Below are 22,015 nucleotides of genomic sequence, written 5' to 3'. Positions count from 1 at the left end.
AACGAGGAAAGCGGGTGGAATGTATGGCTAAAATATTGGTGACCGGAGCAGCCGGTTTTATCGGATTTCATCTGGCAAGCAAACTGCTCGGCGAGGGCTGTGAAGTGGTGGGATTGGATAGTATCAATGATTATTATGATCCTGCTCTGAAGCAAGCCCGTCTGGAGCTCCTGAAGGAACATCAACATTTTCAATTCCATTTATGCCATCTGGAAAGCTATGAACAGGTTGAAGAAATTTTCAAGGAGCATGACATTTCCGTTGTGGTCCATTTGGCCGCACAAGCAGGGGTGCGCTACAGCATCACGAATCCCAGAGCGTATGTCGATTCCAATCTGACAGGCTTTATGAACATTCTGGAAGCATGCAGGCATCATAAGGCAGAGCATCTGATCTATGCCTCCTCAAGCTCCGTGTACGGTGCGAATACACAAATGCCGTTCTCGGTAACCCATAATGTCGACCACCCGGTAAGCTTATACGCGGCGACTAAGAAAGCGAATGAGCTGATGGCCCATACTTACAGCCATCTCTATAAGCTGCCGACGACAGGCCTTCGTTTCTTTACGGTATACGGACCATGGGGCAGACCGGACATGGCGTATTTCTCCTTTACCAAAGCGATATTAAACAATGAGCCGATCAAAGTGTTCAACCACGGCAATATGAAACGTGATTTTACCTATATCGACGATATCGTAGACGGGATTGTGAAGCTCATCGGCAAGAAGGCAGAGCCGAATCCAAACTGGAACAGCGATCAGCCTGATCCAAGCACAAGTACAGCCCCTTATCGGATCTACAATATCGGGAACAACAATCCGGTAGAGCTGGGTCATTTCATATCGGTTCTCGAGAAAAAGCTGAACAAAACGGCGATCAAAGAATACCTTCCGATGCAGCCGGGAGATGTTCATGCTACCTATGCCAATGTGGATGATTTGATCCGGGACATCGATTTCAAACCTTCTACTACGATTGAAGAAGGATTGGAGAAGTTTGTGGAGTGGTACCTGCGCTATTATGAATCGGTAAGCCAGGATGGTATCCAGTCCGGAATTATGAGGTGAACGAATGGTATCCATCGTAACGCTTTACTACAACCGTGCCAATCATGTTACTGAATCCATTCAGAGTCTGCTCGATCAATCCTATCGGGATATTGAAATTATCGCGATCGATGATGGATCGAGCGACGATACGTTTGACAGGCTGATGTCCTTTAAGGATCCGCGCCTGAAAGTGATAACGCAAAAAAATATGGGCTTTGTCAAATCGATTATAAAAGCAGTCGAGCTGGCGTCCGGCGAGTTCATTGCCATTCACGGGTCAGGCGATATCTCTTATGAGACCCGAATCGAGAAGCAGTTGGAGCTGATCCAGTCCAGGCCGGAAATCGGCGTAGTAGGCTGCTATGTTGAGAATAAGATGGAGACGACCGGATCCGCTTTTGTCAATAAACCCTATATCGATCCGGGGCTTGATCTCACAAATCAAATAATCAAGGAAAATGCGTTTACGCATGGTGAAGTTATGTTCCGCAAAGCCGCCTACACACAGGCTGGCGGGTACCGGGAGTTTTTTAAATTTTGTCAGGACTATGATTTATGGTTGAGAATGAGCCTGATTACCAGGTTCGCCATTGTACCCGAAATTTTATACCGGCGATATGTGCTGGCCGATGGAGTCAGTGCTTCGCTGGAAAAATTAATGATGCAGAAGTATTTTGTTGAAATCGGGATACAATGCGTGGAACTGAGAAGGCGCAATAAACCGGATTTAATCGATAAATACGGCATATATGGACCTTTCTTCCGGGTTCGAACCAAGAGATTCGCCAAAACGATGTGGAGACTTGCGTTGACGGCGTTCTATCGCGGGCAGAAAACGGATGCGCTCCTGATGAACCGAAAAAGCATAGAAGAGAAGAGGGGCTTGTATAATCTATGTTTCCAAGCCTTTCTGGTCGTAATGAACCGCAGTAAGCTGATGCAGCGGATGGCAGAGAAAGGCCTGGCGGTTATGAAAGCGAGAAAAGGCCGTCAAGCGGCAGAACTTAAAAATGAGCCGCAGAAACAGACGGCATAAAGAGTGATGGAAGGGGAGTGATAGGATGAAACTGGTTCTGTTGTCCGGAGGTTCCGGAAAACGCTTATGGCCCTTATCCAATGATGCAAGATCGAAGCAATTTCTAAAGGTGCTGGAAAACGACGATGACCAAATGGTATCCATGGTCCAGCGGGTCTGGAGCCAGATCAAGGCCAATGGCTTGGGGGACTCCAGTTATATCGCTACCAGCAAATCACAGATCGAAATGATGCAAAGTCAGATCAGCTCTGACGTGCCTTTGATCATAGAGCCTGAACGAAGAGATACGTTCGCCGCCATTGCCTTGGCTGCCACGTATCTTTATTCATTTCAGGGCGTCAGTCTGGATGAGGTCATCGCGATTTTGCCTGTCGATCCATTTGTCGAGAATCATTTCTTCGAATCCGTGAAACAGCTGGAGACGGTGCTTCGTTCTTCGGATGCCGATCTTGCGCTGATCGGTGTCCGGCCGACCTACCCCTCATCGAAATACGGCTATATCATACCTCAGGAGCAGGATACGGACACGTCCGACTACCGCACGGTCAGCCGCTTCCTGGAGAAGCCTACGGAGGAATACGCGGAAGAGCTGATCAGGGAGCATGCCTTATGGAACTGCGGCGTGTTCGCTTTCAAGCTTGGCTATGTCATCCAACTGCTGGAGCAGAGGGGGCATTCCATTCATTATGAGGAGCTGGCGAAGCAGTATCATACGATGCCGAAAATCAGCTTCGATTATGAAGTGGTGGAAAAGGCGGCCAATATCGTCGTCCTGCCTTATGAGGGATATTGGAAGGATCTGGGCACCTGGAATACACTGACGGAAGAGATGAAGAACAATCAGATCGGCTGGGGTACGATCAGTCATGACTGCGAGAATACGCATCTGATCAATGAAATTGATATCCCGGTATCTATTCTCGGCTTGTCCAACGTGGTTGTTGCTGTCAGTCCGGACGGCATTCTGGTTACGGACAAGAGCGCAAGCCCGCGCATTAAGGATTTTATCAATTACGATCAAGGACCGATGTACGAGGAAAGGCAGTGGGGCTGGCACCGCATTCTGGATGACCAGAAATACGAGAACGGCCGCTGTGTGCTGACCAAGCGCGTCTGCATCAAGTCGGGCAAGAACCTGAGCTATCAGCTTCATTCCAACAGGGAGGAAGTATGGACCATTGTCAAGGGCGAGGGCGAATTCGTCCAGAACGGCAATTTCATGCAGGTTCAGGCGGGCAACGTGCTTCACATCCCAATGAAGACCCTGCATAGTGTCCGCGCCATCTCGGAGATGGAAATTATCGTGGTGCAGAGCGGCGTTGAGCAGGATGTCAATCAGGTGGTTGAGATCTACACGACATGGGACGAAGTGACGGAGCACTGCATTAAGCTGTAAGGAAAGGTCCATGGCTTTTATGATAACAATTTGTTACTATATTTCTGATTATGGGTATGGCCATGCCGCGCGCAGCATAGCCGTTATCCGCAGGCTGGCGGAGCAGTCGCAAACGAGGCTCAGACTGATTGTCTGCTCTTCCCGATCGCTTGGATTTATAAAGGAATCGTTGAAGGACTGCCGCGAAGCGGAGATTGAATACCGCTCTGCCGCCAGCGACCTCGGCTACTGCCTGAAGGCGGGCTCCATTGAACCTGATCTTGAGCTGCTGAAGCTGCAATATACGCGATACATCGCTGCATTCCCTGAGGAAGTGGACAGGGAATGCATGTTTCTCCGGCAAAATAAGGTGAGCCTGGTCATTTCGGATATTTCACCAATCCCTTTGTTGGCTGCAAATCTAGTAAACGTAAGATCCGTCGGCTTGTCTAATTTTACTTGGTTTACAGCTTACAAACAGATGTTGAATGAACCGCTTCTCGAACCGCTATACGAGGCATATTCGCAAATGGATTATTTTATCGCCCTGCCAGGCTCCGGGAATGAACCCCCTTGGGGACGCCATGGCGGAATCAGAACGGATTTCTTTTGCCGCCGGTCCGACGATAAGGAACTAGACAGGCTCCGCAAAGAGTTACGGCCTGACCGCTCCGGAATGCTTGTCTTCTTTGCACTTGGAATGAGCATAACGGTCGATGATCTTTCCGAATTGTCCCTGTGGGAGGATGAGAGCTGCCGTTTTATCGTATCGAGCAATATGGTGGTGGACCGTGCGAATGTGATCCGGATACCGGAGGGTTACACGGAATCCCAGCATTACGTTGCCATGTCGGACATTGTGATTACCAAGCCCGGCTGGGGAACGGTAAGCGAGGCTGTTATGCTGAACAAACCGTTGATTTTGCTGGATCGCAGCCTCTTTGCCGAGGACAGGAATACGATTGAGGCATTGAATGGCCGGCACCCCTACCGTCTGATGGGATGGGGCCAGTTAAAGCATGCGGATATAAAGGAGCCTGTTCCGGCATACATTGGTCAGCAGGGTGAATCGCAAGCAAGCAGTGAATTTCCGCAGGATGCGGTGCAGGATATAAGCGATTTTATAGGCGGCTTGGTGATGTAAAAGAGAAGCAGTACAAAGTGGGAGAGTGCTAAAGATGAAACTGGCTGTTATTGGTACCGGTTATGTTGGGCTTGTATCTGGTGTGTGTTTCTCGGATTTGGGCAATGATGTGACATGCGTGGACAAATTGAGCGAGAAGATCGAACTGCTGCAGCGGGGAGAAGTTCCGATTTATGAGCCTGGACTCAAGGAGCTGATCGAGAAGAATACCGAAGCGGGAAGGCTGCGCTTCACGACAGATCTGACCGCAGCGGTACAGCATGCCGACATCGTCATTCTGGCGGTCGGTACGCCATCGCTTCCAAACGGGGAAGCCAATCTGACTTATATTATGGGAGCGGCCAGGGAAATTGCGCTATCCATTAACGGCCCCAAGGTCATCATGACCAAAAGCACGGTGCCTGTGGGCACCAATGAAAAGATTGAAAATGAGTTCAGGCAGTTCTCGCTTCATCCGGTCTCCATCGCATCCGTACCCGAGTTTCTCCGAGAAGGATCGGCTGTGCGGGATACGATGAATCCGGACCGCATTATTGTTGGCACAACAAGCGATAAAGCGCGTCAAATGATTGAGGAGCTGCACAGGCCTCTGACGGATCAGATCCTGTTCACGGATGTCAGAAGCGCGGAAATGATTAAATACGCCTCCAATGCCTTTCTGGCGACCAAAATATCGTTCATTAATGAAATCGCCAATATTTGCGAGAAGGTCGGAGCCGACGTTACGCTGGTTGCCGAGGGTATGGGACATGACAAAAGGATCGGCTCCTCGTTCCTGAAAGCGGGCATCGGCTACGGGGGCTCCTGTTTCCCGAAAGATACACAGGCTCTGATCCAGATTGCCGGGCATGTCGACTATGAATTCAAATTGTTGAAATCGGTTGTTGAAGTGAACCGGGACCAGCGGTTTAATGTCATCCGCAAACTGGAAACCATTCTGGATGATCTGAGCGGGAAGACAATTGCCATATGGGGCCTCGCGTTCAAGCCGGAGACAGACGACGTCAGAGACTCGCCGGCATTTGAGATTATTACTTCTCTGCTGCAGCGCGGTGCGGTTGTCAAGGCGTATGATCCGATCGCGACAGATAATTTCCGGCAGAATCTTGAGCACGCCAAGGTGAAGTACTGCAATTCAGCCAAAGAGGCAGCTCAAAATGCCGATGCATTATGCGTTCTGACGGAATGGAAAGAGTTCCGCAATATCTCGCCGACAGAGATTCAGGCATGGCTCGCAAGGCCGAACCTGATCGACGGCCGCAATATGTATTCGGAAGAGGAACTGGCGAATACAGGGCTGGTTTATTATTCTGTAGGGCGGCCGAACATGAACAACGGCGTAAAAGAACAAACGCCGCAGCTTTCTTTTTAATAGCTGACGTGCGGCAATATTCCAATGTTTTTTAATTTCTTTTTGACTAAAGTTTTAGTAAAAAGAGGATTTATGCTGTAATCATAGTTACAAAATGTATCATTTAGTGTATAATTGAAACATTAAGTAGCAAAACGCTCTATGGGGGGATCAACTTGATCAACAATCGTGGTAATAATCTTATATTTTTACTATGTACTCCCCGGAGCGGCAGCTCGCTGGCAACCGTGATGCTGCAAAACCACAGCAAGGTATTTGCAACCCAGGAGATGTGGTTCCTGATGGGACTCAGCGATTTGCAGGTGGCTGCACATCGCCCCTATGGAGGCAATGGAATTATCAAGCAGTTCTATCATGGCATTCTTCCGAAACAGACGTTCGAGAATGCAAGCCGGGCTTTCTCTCTCCAGGTCTATAACGGATTGCTGCAAAGCAGCGGAGCAGAGATGCTGATCGATAAATCGCCAAGGTATTATTACAATCTAGAATTTATCGATTCGTTGTTCCCGCAGTCCAAGAGGATCTGGCTGATCCGCAATCCATTGTCCATTATCTCTTCCTATAAAAAAGTGAATAAGCATGTCAATGACCGCTTCAACCTGAAGGAAGATCTGCTGCATCCGGGCTTCAACATTAAAATGACAGATATCACTGTGGGTTTGTTCCGATATTTGGATTACTTCTCCGTCAAAAGCAAATATGCCTACCATCTTCGTTACGAAGAAATGGTCAAGCGGCCGCAGGCGGAATTGCAAAAGCTTTGCAGCTTCCTCGGCCTGTCGTATGAAGAGGGCCTTGAGAAATACGGCGATTTTCAGGACACGGCCAAATCGGATTTATATTACAGCATGGGGGTAGGCGATCCATTCGTCACTCATCATAATGAGCCGCATCTGGATTCGCTGCACAGCTGGAAAGAAATTTTGGACAAAGAAGAAATTGAAATGTACTGCCGGGCGATCGGGGCGAAAATATTCCATGATCTTGGCTACACCGAGGAGCTGGAGGAAGCGCAGCGGATCACCGGAGCAACGTTTCAACCGGAGCCTGATACGGCATTGCTTCAGCTGCGCAGGAAGCAGCTCATCGAAGCATCCGGCTGCAGCTGGTCGGACGGGTATCAGCTGAGAAGCGATTACACGGACGCCGCCGACAGCGCTGCAAGTGAAATGACCCTGCCGGAGCTGCAGCAGAGTGTCAATTCGCAGCAGCTGCAGCTGCAAATTACTCTTCGTTCCCTGGAGAGGCGATTGGAAAAAAGCTATCTGGAGCAACGACGTCTGCAATCCCAGCTGGAAGCAACCAAGCAAAAGATAAAACGGGTGAAATCGATGATTCCATTCGGAAATCAATTGTCTCATCTGGCCTCGACCTATTTGATCGGCGGTAAAAAAAGATGAGTGCAATCGCTGGGATTGTGTCTCACAATAATGATCATTTCAAGGCAGATGAAATTCATCATCTCATGGAATCGCTTGAGCGCTATCCCGCTGATGATACGCGTATTTGGCAGGAAGGCGCTGTTTCGCTTGGCTGCCTTGCCCAGTGGGTCACGCCGGAATCCGTGCATGAACGCTTGCCCTTCTATGATCCGGAGAGCAGGCTGGCGATAACGGCGGACGCTGTTCTGGATAACCGCAATGAGCTGCTCAGCAGGCTGCGCGTCGGGATTACCCATAAGGAGCTGTTAACTGACAGCGATCTCATTTTGCTTGCTTACCGCAAATGGGGAATGGAGGCTCCCGGCTATCTGATCGGCGATTTCACCTTTATGATCTGGGATGAAGCGAACCGGCTCCTGTTCGGGGCAAGAGATTTATTCGGCAACCGGACACTTTATTTTGATCAGAATCAGGAGCGGTTCGCGTTCTGTACGACAATCGGCCCTCTGCAGACACTGCCGGGAACCTCGAAAGAATTGAACCGGATGTGGCTTGCCGAATTTCTGTCCATTCCGGTCATGATCGAATCAACCGACACGTCGTCAACGCTGTATAAGGGAATCCGGCAGCTGCCGCCTGCCCATACCCTTACGGTGAAGAACGGTCAGATTGCCCTGTCTCGTTACGGAAGCGTAATGCCCGCCGAGCCGCTTATCCTGAAATCGGATGAGGAATACGAAGAGGCGTTTCGTGAAGTGTTCGAATTGTCCATCCGTTCGGGCATCCGTTCGTACGGCCAGGTTGGCGCCAAGCTCAGCGGAGGCCTTGATTCGGGAACGATCGCAAGCTTCGCTTCGAGCGCGCTCGCCAGGGAGAATAAAGCTTTGCATACGTACAGCTATGTGCCCGTATCGGATTTTGAGGATTGGACGACTCGCGGCAGAGTTGCAGACGAACGGGAATATATTCAGGCAACGGTGGAGCATGTAGGAAATATTAAGAGCCACTATCTGGATTTTCCCGGAAGAAGTCCGATTTCGGAGGTGGACGACTGGCTGGAGCTTCTCGAGATGCCCTACAAATATTTCGAGAACACCTTCTGGATCAGAGGCATCTATGAATCTGCTGCGAAGCAGGGGGTCCGGATGCTCCTGACCGGGGCTAGAGGCAACCAGACCATCTCCTGGGGACCTGCGATTCAGTATTACACGATGCTGCTGAAAAGAATGCGATGGCTGCAGTTCTACCGGGAACTGCATATGTTCAGCCAGCGCAGAGGAATCGGACGCTCCTATCTGATGAGACTGATCGGGAAGCAGGCGAGGCCGTTCGTGGCGGAACAATCGGTTGCCACGGGAGAGTCCGAGCTGCCCCGTATGATCAATCCCGAATTTGCCCGGCAAACGAAAGTGGTGGATAGGCTTCTGGAGCATGACGAAGCGCTGAGCGGTTTCCTGAAAAGAGACTATAATGAAGCGCGTCGAAGCCATCTGGAGAGTCTGATGATTGCCAATTTGCGGGGGACGAAAGGCACCAAGCTTTCACTGAAATACTCAATCTGGGAGAAGGATCCGACCTGCGACCCGAGAGTGGTCCGTTTCTGCCTGTCGGTGCCGATTGACCAATATGTCAAGAACGGCATGGACCGCGCGCTGATCCGCAGAGCGACCAAAGGCCTTCTGCCGGATAAGGTCCGCTTGAATCAGCGGGTGCGGGGGGTTCAGGGCGCGGATTGGGTCCACCGTATGATCCCGGTATGGAAGCCTTTCAAGGAAGAGGTTCAGCAGCTGTGCGGCAGTCCTCTTGCAGCGGAATTTTTGAATGTGGATGCGATCCGGACGGCGCTTGCCAAGATTGGCGACAGCCCCAGGCCGGACGAAGCCTTCGATCCGGATATCCGGCTTCTGATGCGAAGCGTGATTGTCAACCGGTTTCTCAGCCGGCTGTAGCTGTGCAAGGGATGGGAGAGGGGGTGATGGCATTGGAAAACCATGTGAAGAAATCATGGCAGGAACCAAGTCTTGAAGTCCTTGAAGTGAAGCTGACGATGGAAGGCAAGGGTACAAAAGTAATCGATATCGTTACCCCGTCCGACAGCGACATCTACGATCCTTCCTAAGGAAAAACATCCCATGGCCCTTATTCTTGCCGTCCATGGACTAAGGGCCCCTTGTTGACATACGCGTGAAAGCATAGGACTTATACCAGCTTTGAAGGGTGATGATCATGGTTACAGCCGAGAAGACGATCTATACAGCCTTCGGTATGCGGTTAACCAGTGAAATCCCGCTGCCTGAGTTGATCCGTTCCACGAATCAGACAGAACACATCGATGTTGAAATTGTACAAGGCGATTTGTCCTTTATATGGAATGAGGGTCGAGCCATGGATCGTCATTTCTGTATCTTCGAGGATGGGCGTGTGCTTTTCTATATTCCGGGTTCGGCTGTCTACAGCATTCAAGAAGGCCGCAAAGTGGTTGTATCTCCTATGCCTGATGCGGATCAGAAAAAGGTACGCGTCTATTTGCTGGGATCCTGCATGGGAGCGCTGCTGTTCCAACGGAATCTGCTGCCTCTGCATGGGAGCGCAGTGGTCATAGAAGGCAAGGCATACGCTTTTGTAGGCGATTCAGGAGCTGGCAAATCAACGCTGGCTGCCGCCTTTCTCAGCCAAGGCTATCCGCTGCTGACAGATGATATCATAGCAGTCTCGTTGGCCGAGGCAAGCGGACCGACCGTTATTCCGGCTTATCCGCAGCAGAAATTATGGCAGGAAAGCATCGATCAGCTGGGAATGGAATCCAGCGGATTCGTGCCGCTTTATGAGGAAGTGACCAAGTTTGCGGTACCGGTTGCCGCCAAATTTTATGCGGAGCCTGTGCCATTGGGCGGTGTATTTGAACTTGTGAAGACAGAAGGGGCAACCTGGGATATTCAGCCCGTTAAGATGCTGAACCGCCTCCCCTTGCTGCTGCTTCATACATACCGCAGTTATTTCATCTCGCTTCTGCATTTGGAGCAATGGCATTTTGCAGGCACGGCAAGCATCGCCAAGCATTGTGAAGTCTTCCAGCTGCGCCGACCTACAGCCGGGTTTACTGCTCATGAATTGGCATCCCATATTATTCAGCTTGTCAGCCGCAAGTTGGAATTCGCCAATGACATTTAACCTGACTGCGGCGTAAGATCAAAGGAGCATTTGTTATGAATAAAACATCCAAGCTGGATTTAAGTGTATTTTCAAAAGAATTCAAGCTTATGCTTTCATTCGCCGGTGCTGATCCCGATCCGGAGCTGCAGGAAAGCCTGCTCCAAAATGCCGGACCTGTGGATTGGGGGAAGTTCATCCAATTGGTGAGGCATCATCGGGTGTATCCGACTGTCTATCTTCAGGCCAAAAGGATGGATAGGCAGTGGCTTCCTGACGAGGTTGTGGATGCGCTTCAGCATGACTATACCGGCAATGTATTCAAAATGCTTCATTTGACAGCTGAAATGAATAAGGTTTGCGCCCTGCTCCATGAGAAGCATGTCCGCTCCCTGATGCTGAAAGGACCGGTTTTATCGGAGATCCTTTATGGCGATCTCTCTCTTCGAACGTGCAAGGATCTGGATATTCTTGTGCCGCTGCAGGATGTGGAGAAGGCCGAACAGCTTTTGCTTCAAAGCGGGTTCGTTCTGGACAGCGATGAAGTGCGGGTTCTCAGTGACTGGAAGTGGAGAGTTCATCATATCTCCTATACCCATCCGGATAGCAAAATCCAGATCGAGCTGCACTGGAGATTGAATCCCGACAAGGGAAAGGAGCCTTCCTTTGATGAATTGTGGGAACGAAGAAGAGCCAGCTCGCAGGCCGGACCCTTTGCTTACACATTAGGTAATGAAGATCTGTTTTTCTTTCTTGCCCTGCATGGCGCGCGTCACGGCTGGTTCCGACTGCGCTGGCTGGCCGACATCGATCATATGGTCCGACAAGAGCTGGATTGGTCCAGTGTCCTCCGTATTATGATGAGACATGATTCCATACAAGTGGGAGGACAGGCTCTTCTATTAGCTGCAGAGCTGTTCCACACGCCGATTACGATGGAGATGAAGCCCCTCACGGCCGGTCTGCATTCAAGCAGGCTCGCACAGGGAGCGATAGTTTTTATGAAGGATATGATTACATTGTCCCCGGTCCCCAAAGACCTGGACATTTATTACCGGAAATACTTGTTCTCCTTAAGATCCATGCCGCAAAAATGGTATTTGATTGTCAGTTTGATGTATCCCAACAATCGGGATCTTGAAACCTTGCCTTTGCCCAAACAGCTGCATCTGCTCTATTTCCCCTTGCGGCCGTTCCTGTGGTGCTGGCGAAGGATGAGACAGCAGACGTCGCCATAAGAAGCGATTGCTTGCTCTTTTCACCCAACCTGATATGCAGCATTGGAAGATCAATCAGGCTTTATTAAGGCCTATCTAGAGCCGCTCCTGCCCAGAGTGGAGGAAAGTCTGATTTCACTTATAGAATCACATCCCAAATAGAGAGCGACCATCAGCCGCATGCAAACGGATAAATCGCTAATGAAAGGAGGTGATAACATGGAACAACAAGTGAAGAATGTCTGGGAACAACCAACCCTGGAAACATTGCAAGTGAGCAGAACGCTCGAGGGTAAAGGTTCGAAGTACATCGACTCCGTATCTCCAAGTGACCTTGATATTACCGATACGCCTCCGGTCTCTTAATTCGTACTTAACTGCAAGTCCAAGTCCCCTATACCTTTGTGTATAGGGGCATTTTTTCATGCTTATTTGCCTGTACGCAAATAAAAGAGCCCGGATTGTTGATCGGGCGCTTTCTTTATTGTGCATTTTTTTTTGCGGGTGAAAGCTGCTTCAGCTTCCCTGAGACGGTGCAGCTGTTCATTCTTATTTCAGGATATTGGCTATAAAATTAACAAATTTGTTTCTCATATCTTCTTCCACGACTGTACTGCCATAAATAAGCTTACCTTCGTTGGTTGTGTTGCCTTGTATAATATGTCCGCCTCCCGCATAGGAAACGTAGATGCCGGCATTCGGTTTACCTTTACGGGGATTCATCGCGTTGTTCTTGAAAATGATAATGCCATGACTCGGCTGAAGTTTACTGTTGGGGTCACCCGTACGCAAAGCGATGTTATATCTGTTATTTGTGGCCGTGTTTTGTGTGATATTGCAATATCTGGAACCATTTTTAATATCGATGCCATAGTAGAAGCCTGTCACCGTGTTGCCCTTTATCAAGCTGTTCTTTTCCGCTTCCACCGTTATTCCCTGCTGATCGCTTTTGTTTAAGCGATTCTCGGAAACCGTATTATTGGAAACCGTATTGTATTCTCCTCCACCATACAGTGAAAGATGTCCGTCGCCCGAATTGCGGATGATATTGGAATCGATGATGGAGTTCTTGGATTGCATGCTGATAATACCGGAGCCGCTGTTGCTTTCTGTAACGATATGCTTGACTGTGCACTTATCCGACTTGTATAAGTTAACGCCTTGCGAGAAATTCTTCGTCGCCATATCCTCAATCAAACAATCTTTGCTTTTCTGGACAAGGACGGCAACTCTGGTCATGTAATGACCATCCGTTGGCATTGCGTTGCCTATTAAGCTTCCACCTTTCAGATGCACGTTCGATGTATTATAGATCCAGAATACCCCGTATTCATACGCTGTTGCAGTTTTAAATGTGACGTTGTCCATAACGATTGTAATGGGCTTGGTGATCTTCAAAGCAGAATAGCTCTTCCCGTAATCCGTGTAGACGATAAACTTGGGATTTTTATTAATATTGTAAACTCCCGGGGGGATGACGATCTTGCCTCCGCTTGGCGCTTGATCGATCATTTTTTGAATAGCAGGGGTATCATCCCTGATGACGGGAGCAGAAGCTGCGGCCAACTTGTTATTAGAAGAAGGGCTGAAACTATCCGGATGTAATGGAGGAAATGTCTGGTTGAGGCCGGTTAAGGAAAAAGCAATGGGCAGGCACAGAATGGCAATTATAAAAAAATAAAATCTATTTATTTTGGTTTTTGTTACTGTCAGTTTACTGTCCGGCAAAATGGAATACGGGAGTTTGTCCGAGACAGCCGCAGGAAACAAAAAGAGCGGATATATACCGGCAGCGAAGCGATTTCTCTTCAAATTTCATAACCTCCAATGATTTAATGTCCTGTCCATTACATAAGTGTTTACTGATTTCTCCATTAAATGGACGTCAATGCTATACTTCCGGATCAACTCCTTTCAATTAGATCGGTATGAAAAGATAACAACTCACAGATAACGATACAATATGTATCATTATTTGTAAATCGTCCATACTTTATAATTGAACATGTCCGGTAAAATCACATCTATTTACCTAGATTGTCCTAGATTGACGTGATACTAATTGTAACATATAATGAATTCGAGATACCATTTGTAGCAAATGAGTTTTTTTAAGGAAAACCATAGCAAAGCAGGTGTAACATGAAGGTCTCAGTAGTAATACCCGCCTATAATTGCGAGGATTTGATTGTTGAAGCAATCCGGAGTATTTATAATCAAACCCCTGATTCCTGTTATCAGCTGCATGAAGTAATTGTGGTTGATGACGGCTCCAAGGATCGCACGGGACAAGTCATTCAAGCCTATCAGACCACTATGGATTCCGATAATCTTATCTATATAAAACAGGAAAACAGCGGCCCTTCGGCCGCCAGAAATGCTGGAATGCTTCGTGCAACAGGGGATCTTATCGCATTTCTGGATGCAGACGACCTGTGGCTGGAAGATAAGCTCAGGAAGCAGGTCAAGGAGTTTGAGCTGGATAGCAGGGTTGGCATCGTATACGGACAGTTTATTAACCGGGTTTTTAAAAACAAGGATCAATATGTCGAGTACCCGGTAATCAAGCAGTTCTATAAAGGCGACATCAAGAAGGATCTGCTTTTGTGCAATTTCATGGGAACCTCGACGGTTATGATCAGAAGGGAAGTACTGGACCGCGTGGGCTTGTTCAATCAGGAGCTGCGGCTTGCCGAGGATTATGATTATTGGCTGAGGATCGCAGATCTCTATGACGCCTCCTTCTGCGAGTCGCCTATTCTGGTCAAACGATATTACGGGACACAGAACATCAGCGGGGGAAGAAGCCTGAAGATGCTTTACAGCACCAGAGATGTCATATCCAAGCATATCCGGAGTTTGAATGAAGCCGAGCAAAGCATTGTGCTGCAGGCCCAGGACATTTCCGAAATGGAAACCTTCATCCTGCTTGGCAAGCGGGCTCAAACGTTCAGGAAAATAGCCAGCAGCAAAGCTAGCGGACGATTAAAGCTTAAATACGGCCTGCTTGCGCTGGTACCGGTTAAAATGATCAATTATGCAGTAGCCCGAAGAAATATGCGGTTAAGCGAGTCCAATCACTAAATTTGAGCAAGGGGATGAGATGATGTTCGAAAAACTGGAGTGCAGAGTGGAAGAGAATTTCTCCATGAAAGCCATTACGACGATGGCTGTAGGCGGTTCCTGCAAATACTATGTGGTTCCCCAAAGCATTGAAGATCTTCAAACCGTTGCGAGGATAAGCAAGGACCGCGGCATGCGCTTATTGGTAATGGGCAACGGCTCCAATATTATAGTGGATGACGAAGGGTTCGACGGAGTTGTCCTTCATATCGGCAAACGTCTGGGGAATCTGCGGCTGGAGCAGGACCGTCTCTATGCAGAGGCGGGCGTTACGCTGCCGAATCTGGCTTTTACGATGGCGAAGGAGGGTGTCAAGGGTTTTGAGTTCATGGTCAGCATCCCTGGCACTGTGGGCGGAGCCGTCATGATGAATGCCGGCAGCTCGGGCAGGGAACTGTCGGATGTACTGCAGTCGGTCACCTACCTGGACGAAGAGGGCAGCTGCGTGACCAAGACGGCAGAGGAATGCAATTTGTCGTTTCGATCCAGCGGTTTCACAGGAACGGATGCCATTATCCTGAGCGCCACCTTCAATGTCGAATACGAAGCGGATAAAAACAATTTGATGCTGGCCACCAGAGAAATTGCCAATGTGCGAAAAAAGAAATTCCCGATGAATGTTGCGACCGTCGGAAGCACGTTCAAGAGCCCGGCAAACGGCCCTCATCCCGGAAAATGCATCGAAGCAGTAGGTTTGAAGGGATACCGGATTGGAAATGTTGAAATCAGCCCCGTTCATGGAAACTGGATCATCAATCTCGGCGATGCCAAATCGCGGGATGTGAAGGACTTGATTTCAATCATGAAAGATACTGTAGCGAGCCAGCTTGGAATAGAAATGGAACGTGAGGTCATTTTTATTTGAAATAATATGCTGGAAGAGCGGGCCAGAATGCATGCCCGGACTTTTTACCGGTGTTCAAGGGGGGATGTCTCTTTGTGGGAGACAGCCCCTTCTCCATATCATAACCCCGATATTAACCGATAATTGGCTGCATGAAACATGCTGATAATCATTATTTTGATTATTTTCATGTTTTTTTCATTTTCGCTGTAAAAAATAAGGCGAAACATGTCGATTATAAAAACAACAAGATTCTACTAACTGGGGGTTATGATAATGGAGTTTACGTTTAAGAGACGCCTTGTGTTCAGAGGAAGAGGTGGTGATGTCTTGGGTGATAAGCCGCAGGGAATGTCAATGCGCCTGTTCATAGCATTAATTTTATTCAGTACGCTAAGTCTTGCTGTTTACATGTATCTGTCGAATCCGGCCAACCAGACCCTTCAGAATGATGCTGTTACATGGAATGTCAAGAGCGATTATAATGCCAAAGGCGACGGGATTCAAGATGATACCCATGCTATCCAGTCCGCGATAGACGGAGCCAATAATGGAGATACCATTGTCGTTCCTCCGGGGATTTACAAGATCAGCAAGAATGCCGCCAATAAAGCGGTAACCGATTATGGAACAAGCTACTCCGCTTTTAAAATAACCAAGCCTGTAACGATTATTATGGAGGGCGCAACTTTCCAGACTCAAACCAAAGGCGAGTACGGCGTTTTCTGGATATACAGAACTGCAAATGTTGCTCTGAAAGGCGGTATTCTAAAAGGGGATACATTGCCGACTGACGGTATTTTGACTTCCAGAGTTGGCGTATTGGCCCAAGGATGCGATCATTGCTCCATTGAAGACATGTCTCTGACAAACTTCTCGCAGGGAATCAATTTGTACAATTCGCAATACAGCACAGTAAGAAATGTCACCACAGAATTTAATAAGGGTTCGGGAATCATCAATTTGTCTTCCGATTACACCTTGATCGATTCCTGCAAAATCAGAAATTCAGGCGATGGGGATCTGTCGTTGTTTGGCGGAGGAAACAATAATACCGTCATCAATTCAACTGTCATCGAAGACAGGCCCAAGGTTCTCGATCAGCAGGGGATTACGTTGGAAAAAGAAAAAAACAGTCTGATAAAAAATAATAATGTTTCCGGCTTTTATTATGGAATTGATATCAAAAATGGATCGGAATCCACGACCATCGAAGGCAATACCGTATACAATAATCAATACAATATTACGGTTCGTGCCGGGGATCCGGGGCAGAACGGCCGGGCAATAAGCAATAACATCAAAATCATTAATAATGTGGCAGCCAATTCCCGTAAAGGAGCCAACACAGCGGGGATCTACATTATGGTGGGAAGCGGACACCAGATTCAGGGAAACACGGTTGATGAGGGAACGCTGCTCATGCCGGGAGGGTTTCAACTGAAAAATAATCTTGAATTTAATAAAAACAAATTTATCGACAATATATTTATTAAAGCCGACAAGAAATAATGATTATCCCACCCGGCTTATCGCGGAGAGACTTTCCTGATCAAAGGAGAGTCTCTTTTAGTTTGGGAAAATCAGGAAAACCATGATGAACAAAATATCTAGTTACAATATGTATCTGTTTGTGTATAATGGATACGTATAGTAGCAATTAGTTCTGATTATCAGGAATCTTCCAGTAAAGGTGAGGCTAAATGATTTCGACTACGGAGAAAAGAACCGTCTACAAAGCTTTTGGTCTGACGATATCCAGTGAAATTCCGCTGCCGGAATTAATACCGTTGAGCGGACAGGAGCAGCCGGAGATTGAAATTGTGATCGGGGATCTGTCGAAGGCCTGGGAGCAGGCAGGACCTCATACCAGCTATTATGCCGCTGTGGACAAACAGGTGTTGTTTCATATTCCCCATACCGTTATTTTTGCCGTTCAGGAAGGAAAGCGGATCATTGTATCCCCTTTTCCGGACGCGCCCTTTAACATGATTCGTCTTTATCTGCTCGGCACCTGCATGGGGGCGCTGCTGATGCAGCGTCATATTCTGCCGCTTCATGGCAGCGCCGTCGTTATCGAGGGGAAGGCCTATGCTTTTATAGGGGAATCGGGAGCGGGCAAATCGACGCTGGCAGCGGCATTTGTCAGCCAAGGTTATGAGCTGCTGAGCGATGATGTGATTGCGGTTTCCATATCGGAGGATACGGGGCTTGCTTCGGTCATTCCTTCCTATCCCCAGCAGAAGCTGTGGCAGGAAAGCATCGAGAACCTCGGCATGGAAGCCAGGAAATACACTTCGCTTCATTATGAAGCAGACAAATATGCCGTTCCCGTTTCTTCCCGGTTTTGTGCCGATTCCATTCCGCTTGCAGGTGTGTTCGAACTGCTGCCGGTGGACGAGGAGCGGTCATCGATCCAGCCTGTCGTGAAGCTGGAACGGTATGCCATCCTCAATTTGCATACATACCGGAATTTTCTTGTTCCCTTGCTGGGCTTGATGCCGTGGCATTTTGATGTATCGTGCGGCATCATCAGGCAGGCCGGGATGTACAGACTGCACCGCTGTGCATCGCCATCGGCCGGATTCAGCGCACAGGAATTGGTTTCCTCCATTACAAATATGATTAAAAAAGGAGCAGATGATCATGGAACAATCAACCGCAATCTTGAATAAGCGTTATTCCCAGGTGGAAGGCAATCTGGCCAGCGATATGGACGGAGAGAAAGTGATGATGAGCGTCAAAACCGGCAAATATTATAATCTGGGTCAAGTAGGCGGAAGGATTTGGGACATTATCGGGACTCCGACCGCAGGTACGGACATCATTGCGATATTGACGGCTGAATACGATATTGAAGAATCGGAATGTCAAAGGCAGGTGCTTGCCTTTCTGGAGCAGCTGCGCGGTGAGGATTTGATTCGCGTCGAGGAAGAGTCTGGCGCCAAAATCTGATGGGAGAGGATCATCAACCTTGTGGAGAATAGCGAAGAAGTTTCTTTCCATGCGTCCGGAGCTGAGGATGCTGCTGCTGGAGGCTTTCTTTTATTTAGGTTGGGCACGCATTCTGAAGGCGCTGCCCTTTTCCAGGATTGCCCCCTCCCTCGGCAAACAAATGGAGGAGACAACCTACACCCGCGTACGATCCAACGAACCGCTGCTGGCTGATGTGGCCCGGGCGATCCATATGGTCAGCCGTCACACCTTCTGGGAGAGCAAATGCCTGGTCATGGCCATAGCGGGGATGAAAATGCTTGGGCGGCGGCAGATTGAAAGTACGCTCTACATGGGAACAGCAAGGGATGCTTCCGGAAAAATGATCGCCCATGCCTGGCTCAGAAGCGGCGCGATTTATCTGACAGGTGCGGATGAAATCAAGAAGTATACTGTTGTGGCTATATTTGGAAAACAGTTTCAGCAATCAGAGCATAGCCAAAGCCGTATATGGAGTGGTGGTGATTAAATGAAGGAGCTCCTTTTTTATGTCAAAAGGCTTCGGGATTATGCCGGGAAAAAACTGTATATTAATTTGATCAGCTCGGTCATTATCAGCTGCCTGGAAGGCGTTGGCATCTATTTATTGATTCCCATGCTCAGCCTGATCGGCGTATTTAGCGGAGGCACCGGCAGTATTCCGTTTATTTCCGGTTTTTTTGACTTTATCCGCTGGATTCCGGAGAAGTGGAATTTGCTTGTTATTTTGTCGGTTTATGCGGTGCTGATTATCGGCCAGGCTGTTATGCAGAAATATCAATCCATTCGGAGCAGCGAAATTCAGCAGGGCTTCATTCGTCTCCTGAGACTGGATATTTATCAGGCCTTGCTTGAATCCAGATGGAGCTTTTTTGTGAAGAAAAGAAGATCTGACTTCAATCATGTGCTCACCTCGGAGCTTGCGCGAGTCAGTCAGGGCACGGTACAAACGATGATGCTGCTGACCTCGCTGATTTTTACAGTGATCCAAATTGCCTTTGCCTTCTGGCTCTCCGCGAAGCTGACCGCTCTGGTTATGATCTGCGGCATCGGCTTTGTGCTGTTTTCCCGGAGATTCGTCAAAGGCGCGAAGGTGCTGGGGGACCGGACATCGGAATTATCGCAAAGCTACTTCGCCGGTGTTGCCGATCATTTTAACGGGATCAAGGACATCAAGAGCAATATGCTGGAGAAAACCAATTTAAACTGGTTCCGCGCGTTGTGCGAGCGGATGGAGCAAAATATTGTGCAGTTTGTCCGGATGCAGTCCAACAGCCAACTGCTCTACAGAGCGTCATCGGCGCTACTAATTGTATTGTTTATTTTTCTTTCCTTTGAAGTTCTGCATGTCAGAGCGGAGCAGCTGATGCTGATCATTCTGATTTTTTCCCGCTTATGGCCAAGGTTCACGGCAATCCAGGCGAATCTGGAGCAAATCGTATCGACCCTTCCGGCCTTCAAGGGCTTGACCGATTTGCAGCGCGAATGCAGGGAGTTCCAGGAGATGGCGCTTGCGGAACGCGACGCGCAGATACGCCCATTTTCCATCAAAGAGGGAATCAGCTGCCGTCAGGTATATTTCCGGTACGATTCCAGTCATTCGGACTATGCGCTTGAAAATATTAATTTGCATATTCCAGCCAACAGCACAACCGCCATTGTAGGCAAATCCGGTGCGGGAAAAAGCACATTGATCGATATATTGATCGGTCTGTTTCAACCGGAGAAGGGTCAGGTCGTGATTGATGGCGTGCCGCTGACGGCAGACAATCTCTTCTCGTATAGAAGCTCGGTAAGCTATGTATCGCAGGACCCTTTCCTGTTCAATGCCAGCATCCGGGAGAACTTGATCATGGTAGAGCCTGATGCGAGCGAGGAGCAGATCTGGGATGCCTTGAGATTCTCGGCATCGGACGAGTTCGTAAGCCGGCTGCCCCAGGGACTGGATACGGTTATCGGCGACCGCGGCATTCGTCTCTCCGGCGGCGAGCGGCAGCGTATTGTCCTGGCAAGGGCCATACTTCGCAGACCGGCCATCCTGGTGCTGGATGAAGCGACAAGCGCACTGGACAATGAGAACGAGGCGAAGATTCAGGGCGCATTGGACCGGCTGAAGGGGAACATGACCATCATTGTCATCGCGCATCGGCTGTCAACCATCCGCAACGCGGATCAGGTGATTGTACTGGAGCAAGGCGGTATCATCCAGCAGGGAGCCTATCAGCAGCTGTCGAATGAAACGAAGGGCACATTTGGCAGATTGCTGGCATACCAGACGTCGGGCCAATAGCTTGGGGAAATCACAAAGCGGGCAATAAAGGCCCGCTCTTTGCCGGTTAGCCACCGGGCTTCCAGAGGCGCCCGCGCCAAATGCTGCAAAAACAGGAACTCCCCGCAATTATTGCGGGGAGTTCGCTGCTTGCCCGGTTGTAAAGTAGTTTCTGTCCCGGAGATGATCCACCAGCTGCCGGGTCGATTCCTCGATTGTTAAGTGCTCGGTGTCTATAACGATATGCGGGTTTTCCGGAATATCATAAGCGGCGCTTATACCCGTGAAGTTGGGGATCTGGCCGTCTCTTGCTTTTCGGTACAGTCCTTTGGGATCTCTGCGCTCACATTCCTCCAGGGAGCACTTCACATATATCTCCAGAAAAGCCTCCGGCTCAAACATCTCACGAACCATCTGCCTGTCCTTCTCGCTGGGTGAAATGAATGCGGCTATGATGAACATGCCGGCATCCACGAACAGCTTGGATACCTCGCCAATTCTGCGGATATTCTCTTTGCGGTCCTCCTGGGAGAACCCCAGATCCCGGTTAATGCCATGTCGGATATTGTCGCCATCCAGAACATAGGAATTGACATTTTCTGCGAACAAGGCCTTTTCCAGGGCGAAAGCTAAGGTGGACTTGCCCGATCCCGACAAGCCCGTGAACCATAATGCGCAGCTCTTATGCCCGTTTCGGGTGTAGCGGTCCTGTCTGTTCAGGTTGGAATTATGCCAGGTAATATGATTGCTTTTAGGTTCCATCTCGTTAATTCCTCCTGATTATGCCGGAAATTCCAACAATGAATAATTAAGGCTTTGTTCATGATACAATTTGTATACTTAATAGTTTAAATGTAACGTAATCCCGCTGTTTATGCAAGGTCTATATGGTAAAAAAATACATTAATCAGTGTGAGGACCCGGACCTGAGGTTCCATGCCGGCGCTAAAAAGGATTTTTACAATGCGAAATATATGTGATACAATTCGTATCATAATACATAAGGATGAACAGTCCTCTAAGTCATTTGAACTATGGTTTCAAGGGGAATTCATTTATCCATGAGAAATGCGGTGTA

Annotated in this window: 20 protein-coding genes; 18 read left to right on the top strand and 2 right to left on the bottom strand. The window is 48.7% G+C overall.

Annotated features, from left to right (window positions below; all coding sequences use genetic code 11):
* The first annotated feature begins 23 nt into the window (after positions 1-23).
* The 11 genes from AC0YOB_RS22285 (at position 24) to AC0YOB_RS22235 (ending at position 12,094) form a co-directional block, all read left to right on the top strand.
* Positions 24-1,070, top strand: coding sequence for an NAD-dependent epimerase (locus AC0YOB_RS22285; RefSeq protein ID WP_475794627.1), 1,047 nt, complete (start codon positions 24-26; stop codon positions 1,068-1,070).
* 4 nt (positions 1,071-1,074) lie between these two features.
* Positions 1,075-2,088: a glycosyltransferase family 2 protein gene (locus AC0YOB_RS22280; RefSeq protein ID WP_475794626.1), complete on the top strand. Its 1,014-nt coding sequence runs from the start codon at positions 1,075-1,077 to the stop codon at positions 2,086-2,088.
* A gap of 25 nt (positions 2,089-2,113) precedes the next feature.
* On the top strand, positions 2,114-3,484 hold the full coding sequence (locus AC0YOB_RS22275; RefSeq protein ID WP_475794625.1) for a sugar phosphate nucleotidyltransferase: 1,371 nt from the start codon (positions 2,114-2,116) through the stop codon (positions 3,482-3,484).
* Positions 3,485-3,494: 10 nt separating this feature from the next.
* On the top strand, positions 3,495-4,607 hold the full coding sequence (locus AC0YOB_RS22270) for a hypothetical protein (protein WP_475794624.1): 1,113 nt from the start codon (positions 3,495-3,497) through the stop codon (positions 4,605-4,607).
* A gap of 34 nt (positions 4,608-4,641) precedes the next feature.
* A complete protein-coding gene (locus AC0YOB_RS22265) occupies positions 4,642-5,979 on the top strand; it encodes a UDP-glucose dehydrogenase family protein (RefSeq protein WP_475794623.1) in 1,338 nt (445 codons plus the stop codon).
* Between the two features lie 155 nt (positions 5,980-6,134).
* A complete protein-coding gene (locus AC0YOB_RS22260; protein WP_475794622.1) occupies positions 6,135-7,379 on the top strand; it encodes a sulfotransferase family protein in 1,245 nt (414 codons plus the stop codon).
* Entirely contained in the window at positions 7,376-9,310 is a 1,935-nt protein-coding gene (locus AC0YOB_RS22255; protein ID WP_475794621.1) for an asparagine synthase-related protein, read from the top strand. The genes AC0YOB_RS22260 and AC0YOB_RS22255 overlap by 4 nt, the downstream gene beginning before the upstream one ends.
* Positions 9,311-9,336: 26 nt before the next feature.
* On the top strand, positions 9,337-9,480 hold the full coding sequence (locus tag AC0YOB_RS22250; protein WP_475789520.1) for a paeninodin family lasso peptide: 144 nt from the start codon (positions 9,337-9,339) through the stop codon (positions 9,478-9,480).
* A gap of 101 nt (positions 9,481-9,581) precedes the next feature.
* Positions 9,582-10,532, top strand: coding sequence for an aldolase (locus tag AC0YOB_RS22245; RefSeq protein WP_475794620.1), 951 nt, complete (start codon positions 9,582-9,584; stop codon positions 10,530-10,532).
* Between the two features lie 35 nt (positions 10,533-10,567).
* Positions 10,568-11,749, top strand: coding sequence for a nucleotidyltransferase domain-containing protein (locus AC0YOB_RS22240; RefSeq protein WP_475794619.1), 1,182 nt, complete (start codon positions 10,568-10,570; stop codon positions 11,747-11,749).
* 198 nt (positions 11,750-11,947) lie between these two features.
* The gene (locus AC0YOB_RS22235) at positions 11,948-12,094 is read left to right on the top strand and encodes a paeninodin family lasso peptide (RefSeq protein WP_210038272.1); all 147 of its coding nucleotides are present in this window, start codon (positions 11,948-11,950) and stop codon (positions 12,092-12,094) included.
* A 183-nt stretch (positions 12,095-12,277) separates the two neighbouring features.
* Here the strand turns inward: AC0YOB_RS22235 and AC0YOB_RS22230 are convergent, their stop codons facing one another.
* The gene (locus AC0YOB_RS22230) at positions 12,278-13,540 is read right to left on the bottom strand and encodes a right-handed parallel beta-helix repeat-containing protein (protein ID WP_475794618.1); all 1,263 of its coding nucleotides are present in this window, start codon (positions 13,538-13,540) and stop codon (positions 12,278-12,280) included.
* 330 nt (positions 13,541-13,870) lie between these two features.
* On the opposite strand from AC0YOB_RS22230, the gene AC0YOB_RS22225 reads away from it, so the two are divergent.
* From AC0YOB_RS22225 to AC0YOB_RS22195, 7 genes are all read left to right on the top strand, one after another.
* Complete coding sequence (locus tag AC0YOB_RS22225) at positions 13,871-14,812, top strand: glycosyltransferase family 2 protein (protein WP_475794617.1); 942 nt, start codon at positions 13,871-13,873, stop codon at positions 14,810-14,812.
* A 22-nt stretch (positions 14,813-14,834) separates the two neighbouring features.
* Entirely contained in the window at positions 14,835-15,716 is an 882-nt protein-coding gene (murB, locus tag AC0YOB_RS22220; protein WP_475794616.1) for a UDP-N-acetylmuramate dehydrogenase, read from the top strand.
* Between the two features lie 309 nt (positions 15,717-16,025).
* Positions 16,026-17,207, top strand: a complete 1,182-nt coding sequence (locus tag AC0YOB_RS22215; RefSeq protein ID WP_475794615.1) for a right-handed parallel beta-helix repeat-containing protein — start codon at positions 16,026-16,028, stop codon at positions 17,205-17,207.
* 191 nt (positions 17,208-17,398) lie between these two features.
* The gene (locus tag AC0YOB_RS22210; RefSeq protein WP_475794614.1) at positions 17,399-18,370 is read left to right on the top strand and encodes an aldolase; all 972 of its coding nucleotides are present in this window, start codon (positions 17,399-17,401) and stop codon (positions 18,368-18,370) included.
* Positions 18,342-18,650, top strand: a complete 309-nt coding sequence (locus AC0YOB_RS22205) for a lasso peptide biosynthesis PqqD family chaperone (protein WP_475794613.1) — start codon at positions 18,342-18,344, stop codon at positions 18,648-18,650. Before AC0YOB_RS22210 ends, AC0YOB_RS22205 begins: the two co-directional genes overlap by 29 nt.
* A gap of 67 nt (positions 18,651-18,717) precedes the next feature.
* A complete protein-coding gene (locus AC0YOB_RS22200; RefSeq protein ID WP_475794612.1) occupies positions 18,718-19,158 on the top strand; it encodes a lasso peptide biosynthesis B2 protein in 441 nt (146 codons plus the stop codon).
* The gene (locus AC0YOB_RS22195) at positions 19,159-20,958 is read left to right on the top strand and encodes an ABC transporter ATP-binding protein (RefSeq protein WP_475794611.1); all 1,800 of its coding nucleotides are present in this window, start codon (positions 19,159-19,161) and stop codon (positions 20,956-20,958) included.
* Positions 20,959-21,066: 108 nt separating this feature from the next.
* Here the strand turns inward: AC0YOB_RS22195 and cysC are convergent, their stop codons facing one another.
* A complete protein-coding gene (gene cysC / locus AC0YOB_RS22190) occupies positions 21,067-21,699 on the bottom strand; it encodes an adenylyl-sulfate kinase (protein WP_475794610.1) in 633 nt (210 codons plus the stop codon).
* Between the last annotated feature and the right edge of the window lie 316 nt (positions 21,700-22,015).

It is taken from the genome of Paenibacillus sp. JT31N17 (assembly GCF_056269255.1).
Note: the sequence above shows the minus strand (reverse complement) of the source record. Positions and strands in the feature narration are given on the sequence as shown.

Bases quoted from the DNA above. Each gene is read 5' to 3' on its own strand.
- AC0YOB_RS22210 (WP_475794614.1), top strand. From the start codon at position 17,399: ATGATTTCGACTACGGAGAAAAGAACCGTCTACAAAGCTTTTGGTCTG.
- AC0YOB_RS22270 (WP_475794624.1), top strand. From the start codon at position 3,495: ATGGCTTTTATGATAACAATTTGTTACTATATTTCTGATTATGGGTAT.
- AC0YOB_RS22275 (WP_475794625.1), top strand. From the start codon at position 2,114: ATGAAACTGGTTCTGTTGTCCGGAGGTTCCGGAAAACGCTTATGGCCC.
- AC0YOB_RS22200 (WP_475794612.1), top strand. From the start codon at position 18,718: ATGCTGCTGCTGGAGGCTTTCTTTTATTTAGGTTGGGCACGCATTCTG.
- AC0YOB_RS22235 (WP_210038272.1), top strand. From the start codon at position 11,948: ATGGAACAACAAGTGAAGAATGTCTGGGAACAACCAACCCTGGAAACA.
- AC0YOB_RS22280 (WP_475794626.1), top strand. From the start codon at position 1,075: ATGGTATCCATCGTAACGCTTTACTACAACCGTGCCAATCATGTTACT.
- AC0YOB_RS22255 (WP_475794621.1), top strand. From the start codon at position 7,376: ATGAGTGCAATCGCTGGGATTGTGTCTCACAATAATGATCATTTCAAG.
- cysC (WP_475794610.1), bottom strand. From the start codon at position 21,699: ATGGAACCTAAAAGCAATCATATTACCTGGCATAATTCCAACCTGAAC.
- murB (WP_475794616.1), top strand. From the start codon at position 14,835: ATGTTCGAAAAACTGGAGTGCAGAGTGGAAGAGAATTTCTCCATGAAA.
- AC0YOB_RS22195 (WP_475794611.1), top strand. From the start codon at position 19,159: ATGAAGGAGCTCCTTTTTTATGTCAAAAGGCTTCGGGATTATGCCGGG.
- AC0YOB_RS22225 (WP_475794617.1), top strand. From the start codon at position 13,871: ATGAAGGTCTCAGTAGTAATACCCGCCTATAATTGCGAGGATTTGATT.
- AC0YOB_RS22205 (WP_475794613.1), top strand. From the start codon at position 18,342: ATGGAACAATCAACCGCAATCTTGAATAAGCGTTATTCCCAGGTGGAA.
- AC0YOB_RS22250 (WP_475789520.1), top strand. From the start codon at position 9,337: ATGGCATTGGAAAACCATGTGAAGAAATCATGGCAGGAACCAAGTCTT.
- AC0YOB_RS22240 (WP_475794619.1), top strand. From the start codon at position 10,568: ATGAATAAAACATCCAAGCTGGATTTAAGTGTATTTTCAAAAGAATTC.
- AC0YOB_RS22285 (WP_475794627.1), top strand. From the start codon at position 24: ATGGCTAAAATATTGGTGACCGGAGCAGCCGGTTTTATCGGATTTCAT.
- AC0YOB_RS22265 (WP_475794623.1), top strand. From the start codon at position 4,642: ATGAAACTGGCTGTTATTGGTACCGGTTATGTTGGGCTTGTATCTGGT.
- AC0YOB_RS22245 (WP_475794620.1), top strand. From the start codon at position 9,582: ATGATCATGGTTACAGCCGAGAAGACGATCTATACAGCCTTCGGTATG.